Origin of the sequence: Actinosynnema pretiosum (genome assembly GCF_024171695.1) — a bacterium.
In the GTDB taxonomy this organism is placed as follows: domain Bacteria; phylum Actinomycetota; class Actinomycetes; order Mycobacteriales; family Pseudonocardiaceae; genus Actinosynnema; species Actinosynnema pretiosum.
The window spans coordinates 70,823-84,155 of the sequence record NZ_JAMTCF010000010.1 but is presented as its reverse complement, the minus strand read 5'-3'; the positions used below and the strand labels follow the sequence as shown (position 1 = coordinate 84,155).

Sequence of the window (13,333 nt, the reverse complement as noted above, 5' to 3'; positions counted from 1 at the left end):
CGCCCGACCGGGCACACCCGAACAAGCACGTCCGCCATCAGTCCCGGTACTCCGGTCTGGGCGGCACGGGCGGGTCGCCCAGCCACTTGCGGTGGATGCGCGCCCACGTCCCGTCGGCCCGCACCCGCTCCAGCACGCCGTTGACGAACCTGGTCAGGTCGTCCGCGCCCCTGGCCACGCCGATCCCGTACGACTCGGTGGTGAGCCGGGGCCCGACCACCTCGGTGTACGGGTCCTGCGCGGCGAACCCGGCCAGGATCGTGTCGTCGGTGGAGATCGCGTCCACCTGCCCCTGCTGGAGCATCACCAGGCAGTCGGTCCAGTTCGGCACCGCCACCGGGACCGGCCCGGACGGGTGGGCGCGCACGTGGGCCAGCGAGCTGGACCCGGTGGTCGCGCACACCTTCCGCCCCGACAGCGCGGTCAGCCCGGTGATGCCGGAGTCCTTGGGCACCAGCACCCGCTGCCCGGCCTCGTAGTAGCTGGTGGAGAAGTTGACCCGCCGCCACCGCTCGCAGGTGATCGTCATGGTGCGCACCACCACGTCCACCTCGCCGGTCTCCAGCGCGGGCAGCCGCTGGTCGGAGTTGAGCACCCGGAACCGCACCTTGGTCGGGTCGCCCAGCAGCGACCGGGCGACCTCGCGGGCCAGGTCGACGTCGAAGCCCTGCAGCTCACCGGTGAACGGGTCGCGGAACCCCATCAGGTAGGTGTTCTGGTCCACCCCCACCACCAGCTGCCCCCGCTCGGCGATGCGCCGCATGGTGCTGCCCGCGGGCATCGCGCCGGGCGCGGGCAGGGGGCGCGGCGGGCGCAGGCTGGCGGTGCAGTCCTGCCCGGCGGTCGGCTCCTGGGCCTCGCGGGGCAGCACGGTGGCCTCCGCCGGTCCCGGCCGCACCGCCGAGTCACCGCCGATCGGGGGCGCCGAGCTGGGCACCGGCGCGCACGCGGTCGCCAGCAGCGCCGCCGCCACCACCAGACCCCGCCGCGCCCTCACCGGTACTCCTTCAATCGCTGCCACACCCCGGCCAGGCACGCGAACGCGGCGATCGCGGACAGGAACGCGACCACGTCCACCGCCCCGCCCAGCGCCCCGCGCGCGGAGGCGACCGCGCCGTTGGCCTCGGTGCGGGCCGCCGCGAGCGCGTCCACCAGGTCCCGGTCCAGCGCGTCGAACGCGGAGGCCGCGCCCTCGGAGCCGGTGCCCAGCGCCAGGTCCACCGCGCCCTCCCAGTCGCCCCGGTCGTCGGCGGCGCGCAGCAGCGCGTGCGCCCGCTGCCAGCGCCGGTGGTGCTCGCCCGCGTCACCGGCGTGGGCCTGCGCGAGCAGCTCCTCCAGCTCGCCGTCCAGCCGCCGGTAGCCGTCCTCGTAGGCGGTGGCCCCGCCGCCCCTGGTGACCAGGGCCAGCGTCTCGTCGCCGCGCGCGCTCAGCGTGGCGATGCGGGCCTGGGCGAGCACGTCGACCTGGCGGGCGGCGGCCTGGCCGGCGCCGGTGTCGGCGACCACGACCAGGCTGGCGACCAGCGACCACATCAGGGCGACGACCGAGGCGGCGCTGGCCACGACCAGGCCGATGTTGAGCAGCCGGTTGCTGGTCAGGAACAGGTAGCGCTGGGCGCCCGCGAGCGCGGACAGCAGCACGCCGCCCAGCAGCAGCTCGGTCCAGGGCAGCACGCCCGCGGCGGCCAGCTCGGAGGCGGTGGCGTCGGACTGGGCGCGGTGCAGGTCGTGGGCGGCGGGCAGCAGCGTGCCGCGCATCAGCTCGGACGCCTCGCGCAGGTAGGCGGCGCCCACCGGGTTGCCCTGCCGGTTGTGCACGCGCGCGGTCTCGACCAGGCCGGTGTAGACGGGGAGCTGCTGCGCGAGGGTGTCGATCTCGTCGGCCAGGGGCCCGGCGCGGGTGGGGGCGTCGGTTGCGGCGGACAGGGCGGACGAGGCGCGGGCGATGTCGTCCTCGTAGCGCTGGCGCAGCTGCGGCGACTCGACCCCGCCGGACAGGAACGCGCTCGCGGCGGTCGCGTCCGCGTCGGCCATCGCCCGGTAGACCTCCTGCGCGGCGTACGCCAGCGGCTCGGTCTGGTCGGCCAGCACGCTCAGCGCCTCGGTGCGGCGCTGGACCGACTGGGCGGTCAGCAGACCCACCAGCAGGCTCAGCCCGGCGAGCACCAGGGCGAGCAGGGTGAGCCGTCCGGGGGTGGTCCTGGCCAGGTTCAGCACGCGCCTCTGCAAGGCGCTCCGGGCTCTGGACCGCACCGGCACGTGCCTACACCCCCGAGTTCGTTCGGGTGGCCAGCTATCTGGCCCAGTGGACTGAAGCGTACTTTTCCGCTGATCGGCTCAGGCTGCGAATCGGAGGAAAGCAGTGATCATCCTCGCGCACTTCAGCGACACCCACTTCGACGGGGGTGACCACGCCGCCCCCAGGGCCGAGCGCGTGGTGGGCTACCTGCGCGGACTCGCCCGCCCGGTCGACGCCGCAGTGCTGACCGGCGACGTGGTGGACAACGGGCTCCGAGCGGAGTATGAGGAGGCCGCGCGGGTGCTCGGCGCCCTGGACCGGCCGCTGCTGGCGCTGCCGGGCAACCACGACTCCCGCTCGCCGTTCCGCGAGGTGCTGCTCGGTGACCGGCCGGGGGACGGGCCGCTGAACCGGGTGACGCGGGTGGGTGACGTGGTGCTCGCGCTGGTCGACTCGACCGTGCCCGGCCAGGACGGCGGGGCGCTCGCGGACGAGACCCTGGAGTGGTTGGACGCGGTGCTGGCCGAAGCCGCGGGCGCCCCGACCCTGGTGTGCCTGCACCACCCGCCGGTCCCGGTGCGGCACCCGGTGCTGGACCCGATCGGGCTTCACGCGCCGGAGCGGCTGGCGCGGGTGGTGCGGGGCCGCAAGGGGCTGCTGGCGCTGCTGTGCGGGCACTCGCACAGCCCGATGGTCGGGTCGCTGGCCGGGGTGCCGGTGCTCAGCGCGCCCGGCGTGGTCTCGACGCTGGTGCCGCCGTGGGAGGGCGAGCGGCCCAACGACAGGGGCGCGCCGCCCGCGCTGGCGTTCCACGTGGTCGAGGACGGGCAGCTCACCACCCACTACCGGCTGGTGCCCTAGTCGCCCGAGGCCAGCCGGGTGCGGGCGAGCATCAGCGCCTCGCCGAGCAGGTTGAGCCCGCGCCACCGCTGCGGGTCGGTGGCGCGCGGGTCGTCGGCGGCGAGCCCGATGCCCCAGATCCGGTCCACCGGGCTGGCCTCCACCAGCACCCGCTCGCCGGTGCCCAGCAGGTAGCCGCGCAGGTCGTCGTGCTGCCCGAACTTGGCCTCGCTCAGCCGCGCGACCAGCTCCAGCCGCTCGCGCACCCAGGTGCCCTCGTCGAAGCCGCGCACCTGGCGGCCCAGCGACTTGGCCTCACCGGGCGTGCGCGCCTTGGCGATGCGCCCGGCGGTGTGCTCGTCGCCGAACAGCAGCGCCTTGCCGGTCATCATGGCGTGCTCGGCGGTGGCGTGGACGCGCCCGTCCAGCTCGAACGGGCGCTCCCACCACTGGCTCAGGCACTCCCGGCCCAGCTCTCCGGCGCGGTGCGGGGTGTGACCCCAGAAGAACAGGTATTTCATGGGGGCATTCCAGCCCATCGCGGGCGGTGGGGACCAGCGGTTTTCCCGGCGCGCGTCCAGGCGTCCCGTTCGTGGTGCCACCTCAAGGTATATCCCGGACCCTGGCTTGCCACAAGACCCCGCGCGGCGCGCACAATCCCTCCCGCCGGTGCGGTGAACTGGGAGAACGGGAGCGGGCGTGGACGTCGACGTGGTCGTGGTGGGGGCGGGGCCGACCGGGCTGGCGCTGGCGGGTGAGCTGGCGCTGGCCGGGGTCCGCGCGCTCGTGCTGGAGCGGCGGCCCGAGCCCTCGTCGGAGCCCAGGGCCAACGGGCTGGGCGGGCAGGTCCTGGAACTGCTGCGCTGCCGGGGGCTGCTGGCGCGGGTGGAGGCCGCGTCGGGGGCGGAGCACCCCGCGCCCCGGTACCCGTTCGCCACCCTGCACCTGGACTTCACCGGGCTGGCCGACCCGCCGCTGCGCGGGGTGGCGCTGCCGCAGGCGGGGGTGGAGCGGGTGCTGGCCGAGTGGGCCGTTGAGCTGGGGGCCGAGGTCCGGCGCGGGTGCGAGGTGGTCGGCCTGGCGCAGGACGAGGGGGCGGTGACCGCGCGGCTGCGCGGCGGTGGCGAGGTCACCGGGCGCTACCTGGTGGGGTGCGACGGCGGGCGCAGCCGGGTGCGTGAGCTGCTCGGCGTCGGGTTCCCCGGACAGACCCACCCGGAGGTGCACCGGCTGGGGCAGGTGCGGGTGCCCGAGTCCGTGACCAGGCTCGACGGCGGCCACCTCGAGCTGCCGGGGGTGGGCAGGGTCGGCGCGGGCGAGTTCACCCGGACCGGGCGCGGGGTGTTCGGCATGGGCTGGCTCGGCCCGGACGTGCTGATGGTGTCCACGACCGAGGAGGACGGCGAGGTCGACGAGGCCGCGCCGATGACCCTGGCCGAGCTCGCGGGCAGCGTCGAGCGGGTGCTGGGCGCGCCGCTGCCGATGGCGGACGCGACCCGGCTGTCCCGCTACCGGCACCACGCGCGCGCGGCCGAGCGCCACCGCGTGGACCGGGTGTTCCTGGCGGGCGAGGCGGCGCACCGCTTCCCGGCCACCGGCGTGGGCATCGGGGCGGGGATGCTCGACTCGGTCAACCTGGCCTGGAAGCTCGCCGCGACCCTGCGCGGCTGGGCCCCGCCCGGCCTGCTCGACACCTACCAGTCCGAGCGCCGCCACGCCACGGCGCGGACGATGCTGCACACCCAGGCCCAGGTGGCGCTGCGGCGCGGCGAGGACCCGGCGGCGCTCGCGCTGCGCGAGCTGGTCGGCGAACTCCTGACCGACGAGCAGCCGCTGCGCAGGCTGGGCGCGCTGGTCGCGGGTGCCGAACTGCGCTACCCGTTCCCCGGTGCCCACCCGCTGACCGGCGGCTTCACCCCGAACCCGGCCCTGCGCACGCCGTCGGGCGCGCGCAGCGTCGCCGAGCTGCTGCACGCCGCCCGACCCGTGCTGGTCACCCTGGCCGACCGGCCCGACCTGCTCGCGGCGGCCGAGCCGTGGCGCGACCGGGTCGACCGGCACCCCGCCACCGCCGTCGACCCCGCTCCCGCCGACGCCCTGCTGATCCGCCCGGACGCCCACGTCGCCTGGGCCGCAGCCCCCGGCGAACCCGCGACGACCGCCGTGCCCGCGCTCCGCGAGGCGCTCACCACGTGGTTCGGCGAGCCCGCCCGAGCAACTCCGCCGGGTCACGGGCGGCGGCGCTGAGCTCCTCGCCCGCGTCCACCTCGACGGTCGCCCTGGCCCTCACCCGCGCGGCGGCACCGGCATCGGCAGGGCGGGCAGCCCGTCGATGCTCGCGCTGTTGTGCGGCTTGCCCTCGCAGTACGCCCGGAACTCCTCGTCGCTCTTGCGCCCGAAGTGCTGGGCGTGCAGCTCCCGCTCGCCCCGGTAGTCCAGGAACGGCACGGCGTACCCGCAGGTGTCGCTGACCAGCCCCGCCGTCACGACCACCACCGCCCGCAGCCCCGGCCCGTCCGCCTCGCCGAACCCGGCCACCAGGTCGGCGAAGCGCGGGTCGTCGCGGAACACCGGCTCGCCGGTCCCGTGCACCCGCACGATCTTCGGCGGCCCGTCGAAGGCGCACCACATGAGCGTGATCCGCCCGTTCTCCCGCAGGTGGGCGATGGTCTCGGCGTGGCTGCCGCCGAAGTCCAGGTACGCCACCCGCCGCTCGTCCAGCACCCGCAGCGTCCCCGCCCGGCCCTTGGGCGAGACGTTCACGTGCCCGCCGGGGTCCAGCGGGGCGGTCGCGGTGAAGAACACCGGCTGGGCCTCGATGAACTCCCGCAACCGGCCGTCGATGCGCTCGTAGGTCTTCCCCATGCCTGCCAGTATCGACCGGTGCGGCGGCCCGGCGGAACAGCAATTCCACCGGGCCGCCGCACCGCGCTCACAGCCTCGGGTCGACCGCCTCGGACTCCATGGCCAGCACGGCGAACACGCACTCGTGCACCCGCCACAGCGGCTCGTCGCGCGCCACCCGCTCCAGCGCCTCCAGCCCCAGCGAGTACTCCATGACCGCCAGCGCCCGCTTGAGCCCGAGCCCGCGCTTGCGCAGCCGCTCCAGGTTCGCCGGTTCCGTGTAGTCGGGGCCGTAGATGATCCGCAGGTACTCGCGCCCGCGCACCTTCACGCCCGGCTGCACCGGCCCGCGCTCGCCGAGCACGAGGTTGGCCAGCGGCTTGACGACCATGCCCTCGCCGCCGTCCGCGGTGATCGACTCCCACCAGCGCACGCCCGCCGCGACCTGCTCCTCGTCGCCGGTGTCGACGACCAGGTGCGCGGTGCGGTGGAACAGCTCGCCCTCCAGCCGCGCCAGCACGCCCAGGTGCCACAGGTGGTCCCGGTCGTGGAAGGTGCGCCCGCGCGCCGCCAGCACCTGGAACGGGGCCAGCTTCAGCCCGGCCAGGTCCTCGGTGGGCCAGCAGTAGCGGCTCCACGCCTTGCGGTAGCCCTCGGCGTTGGCCCGCCGCGACCGGGTGCGCTCCAGCAGCGCCCCCACGTCGACCCCGCGCCCCGCGGCGGCCTCCAGCGCGGACGTGGCCACGCCCAGCGCCCCGGACGCCGCCGCGCCCACCGACGCGTACTGCTGCCGGATGAGCCCGTCGGCCTTGGCGTTCCACGGCATCAGCTCGCAGTCGAGCAGCAGCCAGTCGGTGTCCAGCTCCGCCCACAGCCCGGCGGCGCCCACCGCGTCGCGCACCCGCTCCAGCACCCGCCGCTCCAGGTCGGCGGCGAAGAACGGCCGCCCGGTGCGGGTGTGCACCACGCCAGGGTCCTCGCCGTCGCGGCGCACCAGCACCACGGCCCGCGACCCCATGTGCTTCTCCTCGCACACGACCTGCCGCACGCCCCAGCTCCGGTACTCGGCGAACGCCTCGTCCGGGTGCTCCAGCACGCCCTCGCGCTTGGAGGTCGCCACCGGCGACATCGTCGGCGGCAGGTACAGCAGCCGCTGCGGGGCCACCGCGAACCGGCTCATCACCTCCAGCGCCGCCGCGGCCTGCTCGGCGCGCACCCCGATCCGCCCCCGGTGGGCGGTCTCGACGCCGCGTTTGCCGGTCACGTCGTCCAGGTCGAGCGCGCCGGGCTCCCGCGCCGGGGCCTGCGGGGCCAGCGGCCGGGTCGGCTCGTACCAGACCCGGTGCGCGGCCACGGCCACGACCTCGCGCTCGGGGTAGCGCAGCGCGGTCAGCTCGCCGCCGAACACCGCGCCGGTGTCCAGGCACATCGTGTTGTTGATCCACTCGACCTTCGGGGTGGGCACGTGCCCGTAGAGCACGGTCGCCTTGCCCCGGTAGTCGTCGGCCCACGGGTAGCGCACCGGCAGGCCGTACTCGTCGGTCTCGCCGGTGGTGTCGCCGTACAGCGCGAACGAGCGCACCCGGCCGGACGCGCGGCCGTGGTAGTGCTCGGGCAGACCGGCGTGCGAGACGACCAGGTCGCCGCCGTCGAGCACGTAGTGGGCGACGAGCCTGTCGCAGAACCGCGTGGCGGCCTTGCGGAACTCCTCGTCCTGCTCGCCGAGCTGCTCCAGCGACTCGGCCAGGCCGTGCGCGACCTTGACCTTGTGCCCGCGCAGGGCGCGCACCAGCTTCTGCTCGTGGTTGCCGCACACGCAGAACGCGTGCCCGGCCTCGACCATGCCCATGACCAGGCGCAGCACGCCCGGCGTGTCCGGTCCCCGGTCGACCAGGTCGCCGACGAACACCGCGCGCCTGCCCTCGGGCGGCAGCGCGTCCACCGGGCGGCCCAGCTCGTCGCGCACCAGCTCGTAGCCGAGCTTGACCAGCAGCTCCTCCAGCTCGGCGCGGCAGCCGTGCACGTCGCCGATGACGTCGAACGGGCCGCGCTCGTGCCGCAGGTCGTTGAGCAGCCGCTCCGGCACGACCACGGCCTCGTCGACGTCCTGCTGGGTGCGCAGCACGTGCACCCGGCGGAAGCCCTCGCGGCCGAGCCTGCCCAGCGACTTGCGCAGGGCGGTGCGCTGGCGGCGCACCACGTGGTCGCCGAAGTCCCGGTCGGGGCGGGTGGCGTTGCGGGCCAGGCACACCGAGTCGGGGGTGTCGAGCACGATCGCGACCGGCAGCACGTCGTGCTCCTTGGCGACCGCGATCAGCCGCGCCCGGTCGGCGGGCTGCACGTTCGTGGCGTCCACGACCGTGGTCCTCCCGGCCGCCAGGCGCTTGCCCGCGACGTAGTACAGCGAGTCGAACGCCGCGCCGGACGCGGACTGGTCGTTCTCGTCGTCGGAGACCATGCCCCGGAAGAAGTCGCTGGAGAGCACCTGGGTGGGCTTGAAGTGCTTGAGCGCGAACGTGGACTTGCCGGAGCCGGAGGCCCCGACGAGCACGACCAGGCTCGGCTGGGGGATCGTGAGCTCCATCAGTCCTCGGTCCTCTCCAGGGTGAAGACGGCGGCCTGGGTGGGCGCGCCGCGCTCGGGGTCCTCGTCGCCGATCGGCAGGTAGCGGGTGGTGTAGCCGGTGCGCTGCGCCACCCCCTCGGCCCACTCGCGGAACTGCGCGCGGGTCCACTCGAACCGGTGGTCGGCGTGCCGGAACGAGCCCGCGGGCAGGGTCTCGAACAGCGGGTTGTACTCGACGTTGGGCGTGGTGACCAGCACCAGGCCGGGGCGGGCGCAGGCGAACACGGCGTGCTCCAGCGCGGGCAGCCGCTCCGGGTCGACGTGCTCGACGACCTCCATGAGCACGGCCGCGTCGAACCCGGTCAGGCCCCGGTCGACGTAGGTCAGCGCGCCCTGGCGCAGCTCGACGCGGGCGCGCTGGCGCTCGCCCATCGTGTCCAGGTGCAGCTTGCGGGCGGCCACGCGCAGGGCGTGCGCGGAGACGTCGACGCCGAGCACGCGGGTGAACTGCGGTTCGGCGATCAGCGGGCGCAGCAGCGCCCCGCTGCCGCAGCCCAGGTCCACGACGGTGCGCGCGCCCGCCTCCCGGAGCACGGAGATGACCGTCTCGCGGCGCTGGCGCGCGAGGGAGATCCGGGGCGGGGCGAGGGCGTTGTCCAGCTCCTCCGGCTCGACCTGCTCGGCCTCGGCCAGGCTCGACAGGGAGGACAGCACCTCCTCGACCAGCGTCTTCCGGCCCAGCAGGTACCGGCGGGTGATCAGCTCGCGGTCGGGGTGCTCGGGCAGCCACCCCTCACCGGCGCGCAGCAGCTTGGCGGCCTCGTCCTGGTCGACGTAGTAGTGCTTGTCCCCGTCCAGCACCGGGAGCAGCACGTACAGGTGGCGCAGCGCCTGGGAGAGCAGCAGCTCACCGGTCAGCACGACGCGCGCGTAGCGGGACTCGCCGAGGTCGTCGCCCAGCGGCAGCACCTCGGCCTCGACCCGCCACCCCAGCGGCGCGAACAGCCGCTCGACCAGCCGGTGCGGCACCGCCGGGAGCTCCACGCGCAGCGGCAGCGGTTCGGCGGCCAGCTCGGGCCGGGCGTCGCAGCGGCCGTTCATGGCGGTGCGGAACACCGAGCCGAGCGCGACGGCCATCAGCGAGCCGGAGGAGTAGGGCCGGTCGTTGACGTACTGGGTGAGCGTGCTGCCGTGACCTCGCACGAGGGCCACGGGGTCGACCTCCAGCAGCAGCGCGACCGTGCAGGCCTGCTCACCCGCTTGGGGGTAGAAGACGTGGGCGGCGCCGGAGGAGGTGGTGAAGGTCTGCGCGCGGTCGGGGTGCTTGTGCAGCAGGAACCCGAGATCGGTCGCGGGCGCGCGGGTGGTGGTCAAGGTCAGCAGCACGCGGGCGAGTGTGTCCTATCGGGATTGGTCGGCGCAGGTGGTTTTTGGTGATCGCACCCGTTTCACCCGCTGCGGCTCGCCGATCCCGCCCTCGCGGCCTCCTGCCTCGCGCGCGCTCCCCGGCGACAGGTGCACGATCGGCCCTGTGGCTCCGCAGGACCTGTGACCCCTTGGCCGCTAGGTTGATCGGGTGCCGGTGCGGAAGATCGTGGCGGGTGTCGGGTCCTTGCTGGTCGCGGCGCTGGTGTGGGGCGAGGTGGAGCACTGGCGCGCGTCCCGCCGCAGGCTCGGCACGGGGGTGCGGGGCGTGGGTTCGGGCACGGCGGTGGTCGTGCTCGGCTACCGGAACACGGGTGAGCGGCCCAACGCGGTGAACCGCTGGCGGGTGCGCGCGGGGCTGCGCTCGCTGGACGGTCCGGGGTCGGTGCTGGTGGTCTGCGGGGGTCCGGTGGGCGGCGCGCGCCCGGAGGCGGACCTGCTGGCCGGGCACGCCCGCGCCCTCGGCTACCGGGGTCCGCTGCTGCGGGAGGCGAGCAGCCGCACCACCTGGGAGAACGTGCGCGAGGTCGGGCCGCTGCTGGAGGGCTTCGCCCGGATCAAGGTCGTGTCGAACCCGTTCCACGCCGAGAAGGCCCGCGAGTACCTGCGGCGCCAGCGCCCGGACCTGGCGGCCCGGCTGGTGCGGGCGCGCGACCAGCGGTTCGGCGAGTGGCTGCTGCTCAAGCCGTTGCTGGCCGTGCGCGGTCGTCGCAGCCTGCGGCGTGTCGACGCGGGGAGGCCGACGGGGTAACTCCCACCCCGGTCGCAGGCACGCGCCTCGGCCGTCCGGTCCGACCTGGGGGAGCCCTGGTCGTCGCGCCCGCGCCCGCCGGTCGAGTTCAAGGCCCGACCCGGTCCTCGGCCAGGTCCCCGGTGTGCGTCCCGGCAGCGTTCCCGGTCGCCCGCGTGCGGGGCCGCACGGTCGTGCGCGCGGCCCCGCACCCGCTCACCCCTGCCCGATCTCCGGCAGGAACAGCACCGCGTCGTAGTCGCGCGGCGCGGCCGGGTCGAGCGGGAAGTAGCTCAGCTGCCGCTCCGACCCGCCGCGCTTGCGCGCCCCCGCCGACAGCCCCACGATCTCGTCCACCCCCACCAGCGCGGGCCGGTCGTACCGCGCGGCGAGCCTGCCCTCCACGCTGTCCGCCTCCGGCTTCCCGAGCCCCTGGTGCTCGGCGACGCCCACGGCGGTGGCGATCACCGCGTGCCTGCGCTCGGGCCGCGCGGCCAGCAGCGATCCCGCGCTCGGCCACCGGTTCACCGCGCCACCCACCTCCCAGTCGATCGCCGAGGCGCGCAGGTGCTGGTTGTGCGCGAACACCAGCGTCGGCCCGCGCTCGGTCAGCGCGCGCAGGTTCTCCGCCATCACCGTGTCCCGGATACCGCCCAGCCGGGGGAACCGGTCAGGCCTGTCCTCCGCCATCGCCGCGTGGTACGCCAACAACCCCGACGCCACGCGCACCCCCAGCTCGACGTCCCACCGCTGCTCGGCCGTCCGATCAGCGGCCCGCGCCGCGCCGCTCCACCGCAGCTCCTCCACGACCACCCGCAACGCGGCCACCCTCGGGTCCGACCCGATCCCCCGCGACGGGTCCCTGGCGGCGGCGGGCTCCATCCACGGCCCGTCCGCCCCCAGCAGCTCGTCCACGTGCGCGGGGAGCTCCCCCTGCCAGGCCAGCTCCAACGCCGCGCGGGGACTGTCGGCGGCGGTCATCTCGGTGGGCGCGTCGAACCCGGCGAACCCGACCGGGTCGTGCGGGTGGGCCCGGTTGTGCCCGGCGAGCAGCCGCACCAGCTCGGCGGACCCGGCGACCTCCCCGAACCCGTGGCTGAACCCGTCGCGCAGCACCTCGGCCTCCTCGCCCGCGCCGGTGCGCACGTGCTCGTCCACCAGCCTGCCGCGCAGGCAGCAGCTCTCCACCGCCACGGTCCGGTACCCGTGGTCGGCGATCAACCGGCCGAACAGCTCGTTGCGCAGCGCGGGCAGCGCGGGCTCGGAGTGCATGGCCTCACCGAGCGCGAGCAGCCGGGGCGTTCCGAGCAGCGCGGTGACGTCCAGGTCTTCGAGGATCATGACGACCTTCCTGATTCCGGTCTTGGACCCCTTCGACGCTATCGTTGATGCAACGGTGTGGAGTTATGCCAAGAAAAAGCAGCTCAATACCCCGAAACCCTCAAACCAAGGTGAACCTCGATGCGCACGGTGGACCTAGCACGCGAACACGGCCTGTCCACCCAGGCGATCCGCAACTACGAGGCAGCGGGCGCCCTCCCCGAAGCCGAGCGGGCCCCCTCGGGCCACCGCCGCTACACCGAGCTCCACGCGGCGGCACTGCGCGCCTTCCTGTCCCTGGCAGCCGCGCACGGCCACGCCGTGGCAACGGAGATCATGGCCGCGACGAACGAGGACCACCTGGACCGCGCACTGGACCTGATCGACCGGAGCCACGCCGCCCTGCTGTCGGACCGAGCCGCCCTGGACGCGGTGGCCGCAGCCCTGACCGACCTGACCGCCCCCCACCCGCCGACCAGAACCCCGCTCCCGGTGGGGGCCTTGGCCCACCGCCTGGGCCTGCGTCCCGCAACCCTGCGCCGCTGGGAGTCGGAGGGCCTGCTCGTCCCGGAGCGCGACCGGTCGGGCCACCGCACCTACCGCCCGGAAGACGTCCGAGACGCCCACCTGATCGCCCAGCTCCGCAAGGGCGGCCACCCGCTGCCCCTGATCGCCCCACTCCTGGCGGACCTGCGCGCAGGCGCCCCGGAGGCGGTGGCGGCCTCCCTCACCACCCGCAGGGCACACCTACACACCCGGGCCCGCGCGATGCTCACCGGCGCGGCCCGCCTGGACGACTACCTGGCGCTCCGGTCACGTCCGACGACGCCCCACGCCCCTGCGCGCGCCCACCGCTGAACCCCGGATTCCCGACCCGCGCAACTCGACCGAGCCCCTGGGCGGTGATCACCCGCGCAGGCCGTCAGCCCTCGCCTCACCACCACAACGCCTTCCCGCTCGCCCGACGAGGACCACCGCGTCGACCAGAGCGATCACCCCGATGGCGGCCCACGACACCCGGTCGGGCCACCACCAGCATGAGCGGGTCGACCAGCGCGAGCAGGTCGACCCGCCGCAGCGAGGTCGCCAGCGGCCCCAGGAACTCCAGCGTCACCGCGAGCCCCAGCGCCGCGACGGCGGCCCCCGCCCGGTTCGCCACCGCGCCGCCTGCAATCAACGCGCCCCCCGCTCCGCTCCTCCGCAGGCGGTCACCGATCCGCTGGTGTCCGCCCGGTCCCGCGATGCAGCTGGCGCGCCGACCATTCCGCGACGCCGAACCGGCGCCCGGTCAGCCTCCTGCGACCACCGCTCGCCCCGCACCCGGCGTCCACCAAGGCGGCGCTACCACCGCTCGCCCCGCACCGGGTGGC

General features: G+C 75.2%; 12 protein-coding genes. 4 read left to right on the top strand and 8 right to left on the bottom strand.

The features are described from left to right. Positions 1-37 precede the first annotated feature (37 nt). Both LV78_RS21285 and LV78_RS21280 read right to left on the bottom strand, forming a co-directional pair. Entirely contained in the window at positions 38-997 is a 960-nt protein-coding gene (locus LV78_RS21285) for a glutamate ABC transporter substrate-binding protein (RefSeq protein WP_253847105.1), read from the bottom strand. After that, on the bottom strand, positions 994-2,229 hold the full coding sequence (locus tag LV78_RS21280) for a GlnX family signal transduction membrane protein (RefSeq protein ID WP_253847103.1): 1,236 nt from the start codon (positions 2,227-2,229) through the stop codon (positions 994-996). The genes LV78_RS21285 and LV78_RS21280 overlap by 4 nt, the downstream gene beginning before the upstream one ends. 133 nt (positions 2,230-2,362) lie before the next feature. Here LV78_RS21280 and LV78_RS21275 point away from each other — a divergent pair, with 133 nt between their 5' ends. Continuing rightward, complete coding sequence (locus LV78_RS21275; protein WP_253847101.1) at positions 2,363-3,100, top strand: metallophosphoesterase; 738 nt, start codon at positions 2,363-2,365, stop codon at positions 3,098-3,100. Here the strand turns inward: LV78_RS21275 and ybiA are convergent. After that, entirely contained in the window at positions 3,097-3,600 is a 504-nt protein-coding gene (gene ybiA / locus LV78_RS21270; protein WP_253847093.1) for a riboflavin biosynthesis intermediates N-glycosidase, read from the bottom strand. The genes LV78_RS21275 and ybiA overlap by 4 nt on opposite strands. A 178-nt stretch (positions 3,601-3,778) precedes the next feature. On the opposite strand from ybiA, the gene LV78_RS21265 reads away from it, so the two are divergent. Continuing rightward, entirely contained in the window at positions 3,779-5,326 is a 1,548-nt protein-coding gene (locus LV78_RS21265) for an FAD-dependent monooxygenase (RefSeq protein ID WP_253847091.1), read from the top strand. Between the two features lie 39 nt (positions 5,327-5,365). On the opposite strand, the gene LV78_RS21260 is transcribed toward LV78_RS21265, so the two are convergent. The 3 genes from LV78_RS21260 to LV78_RS21250 all read right to left on the bottom strand — a co-directional run bounded on the left by LV78_RS21260 (position 5,366) and on the right by LV78_RS21250 (position 9,874). Further along, positions 5,366-5,944: a pyridoxamine 5'-phosphate oxidase family protein gene (locus LV78_RS21260; RefSeq protein WP_253847089.1), complete on the bottom strand. Its 579-nt coding sequence runs from the start codon at positions 5,942-5,944 to the stop codon at positions 5,366-5,368. Between the two features lie 67 nt (positions 5,945-6,011). Continuing rightward, positions 6,012-8,507 carry a polynucleotide kinase-phosphatase gene (locus LV78_RS21255; protein ID WP_253847088.1) on the bottom strand — a complete coding sequence of 832 codons (2,496 nt, stop codon included), beginning with the start codon at positions 8,505-8,507 and terminating at the stop codon, positions 6,012-6,014. Then, entirely contained in the window at positions 8,507-9,874 is a 1,368-nt protein-coding gene (locus LV78_RS21250; protein WP_253847086.1) for a 3' terminal RNA ribose 2'-O-methyltransferase Hen1, read from the bottom strand. The genes LV78_RS21255 and LV78_RS21250 overlap by 1 nt, the downstream gene beginning before the upstream one ends. A 190-nt stretch (positions 9,875-10,064) precedes the next feature. Here LV78_RS21250 and LV78_RS21245 point away from each other — a divergent pair, with 190 nt between their 5' ends. Next, positions 10,065-10,664 (top strand): YdcF family protein, encoded by a 600-nt coding sequence (locus tag LV78_RS21245; protein WP_253847085.1) that lies wholly within the window; start codon positions 10,065-10,067, stop codon positions 10,662-10,664. 195 nt (positions 10,665-10,859) lie between these two features. On the opposite strand, the gene LV78_RS21240 is transcribed toward LV78_RS21245, so the two are convergent. Then, positions 10,860-11,984, bottom strand: a complete 1,125-nt coding sequence (locus LV78_RS21240) for an erythromycin esterase family protein (protein WP_253847083.1) — start codon at positions 11,982-11,984, stop codon at positions 10,860-10,862. 120 nt (positions 11,985-12,104) lie between these two features. On the opposite strand from LV78_RS21240, the gene LV78_RS21235 reads away from it, so the two are divergent. After that, entirely contained in the window at positions 12,105-12,821 is a 717-nt protein-coding gene (locus tag LV78_RS21235) for a MerR family transcriptional regulator (RefSeq protein WP_253847081.1), read from the top strand. A 76-nt stretch (positions 12,822-12,897) separates the two neighbouring features. Here the strand turns inward: LV78_RS21235 and LV78_RS21230 are convergent, their stop codons facing one another. After that, positions 12,898-13,122 carry a hypothetical protein gene (locus tag LV78_RS21230; protein ID WP_253847075.1) on the bottom strand — a complete coding sequence of 75 codons (225 nt, stop codon included), beginning with the start codon at positions 13,120-13,122 and terminating at the stop codon, positions 12,898-12,900. Positions 13,123-13,333 lie beyond the last annotated feature (211 nt).

What these genes read in the sequence shown, in the direction of transcription:
- ybiA (WP_253847093.1), bottom strand. Translation starts at nt 3,600, where the DNA reads ATGAAATACCTGTTCTTCTGGGGTCACACCCCGCACCGCGCCGGAGAG.
- LV78_RS21260 (WP_253847089.1), bottom strand. Translation starts at nt 5,944, where the DNA reads ATGGGGAAGACCTACGAGCGCATCGACGGCCGGTTGCGGGAGTTCATC.
- LV78_RS21255 (WP_253847088.1), bottom strand. Translation starts at nt 8,507, where the DNA reads ATGGAGCTCACGATCCCCCAGCCGAGCCTGGTCGTGCTCGTCGGGGCC.
- LV78_RS21240 (WP_253847083.1), bottom strand. Translation starts at nt 11,984, where the DNA reads ATGATCCTCGAAGACCTGGACGTCACCGCGCTGCTCGGAACGCCCCGG.
- LV78_RS21235 (WP_253847081.1), top strand. Translation starts at nt 12,105, where the DNA reads ATGCGCACGGTGGACCTAGCACGCGAACACGGCCTGTCCACCCAGGCG.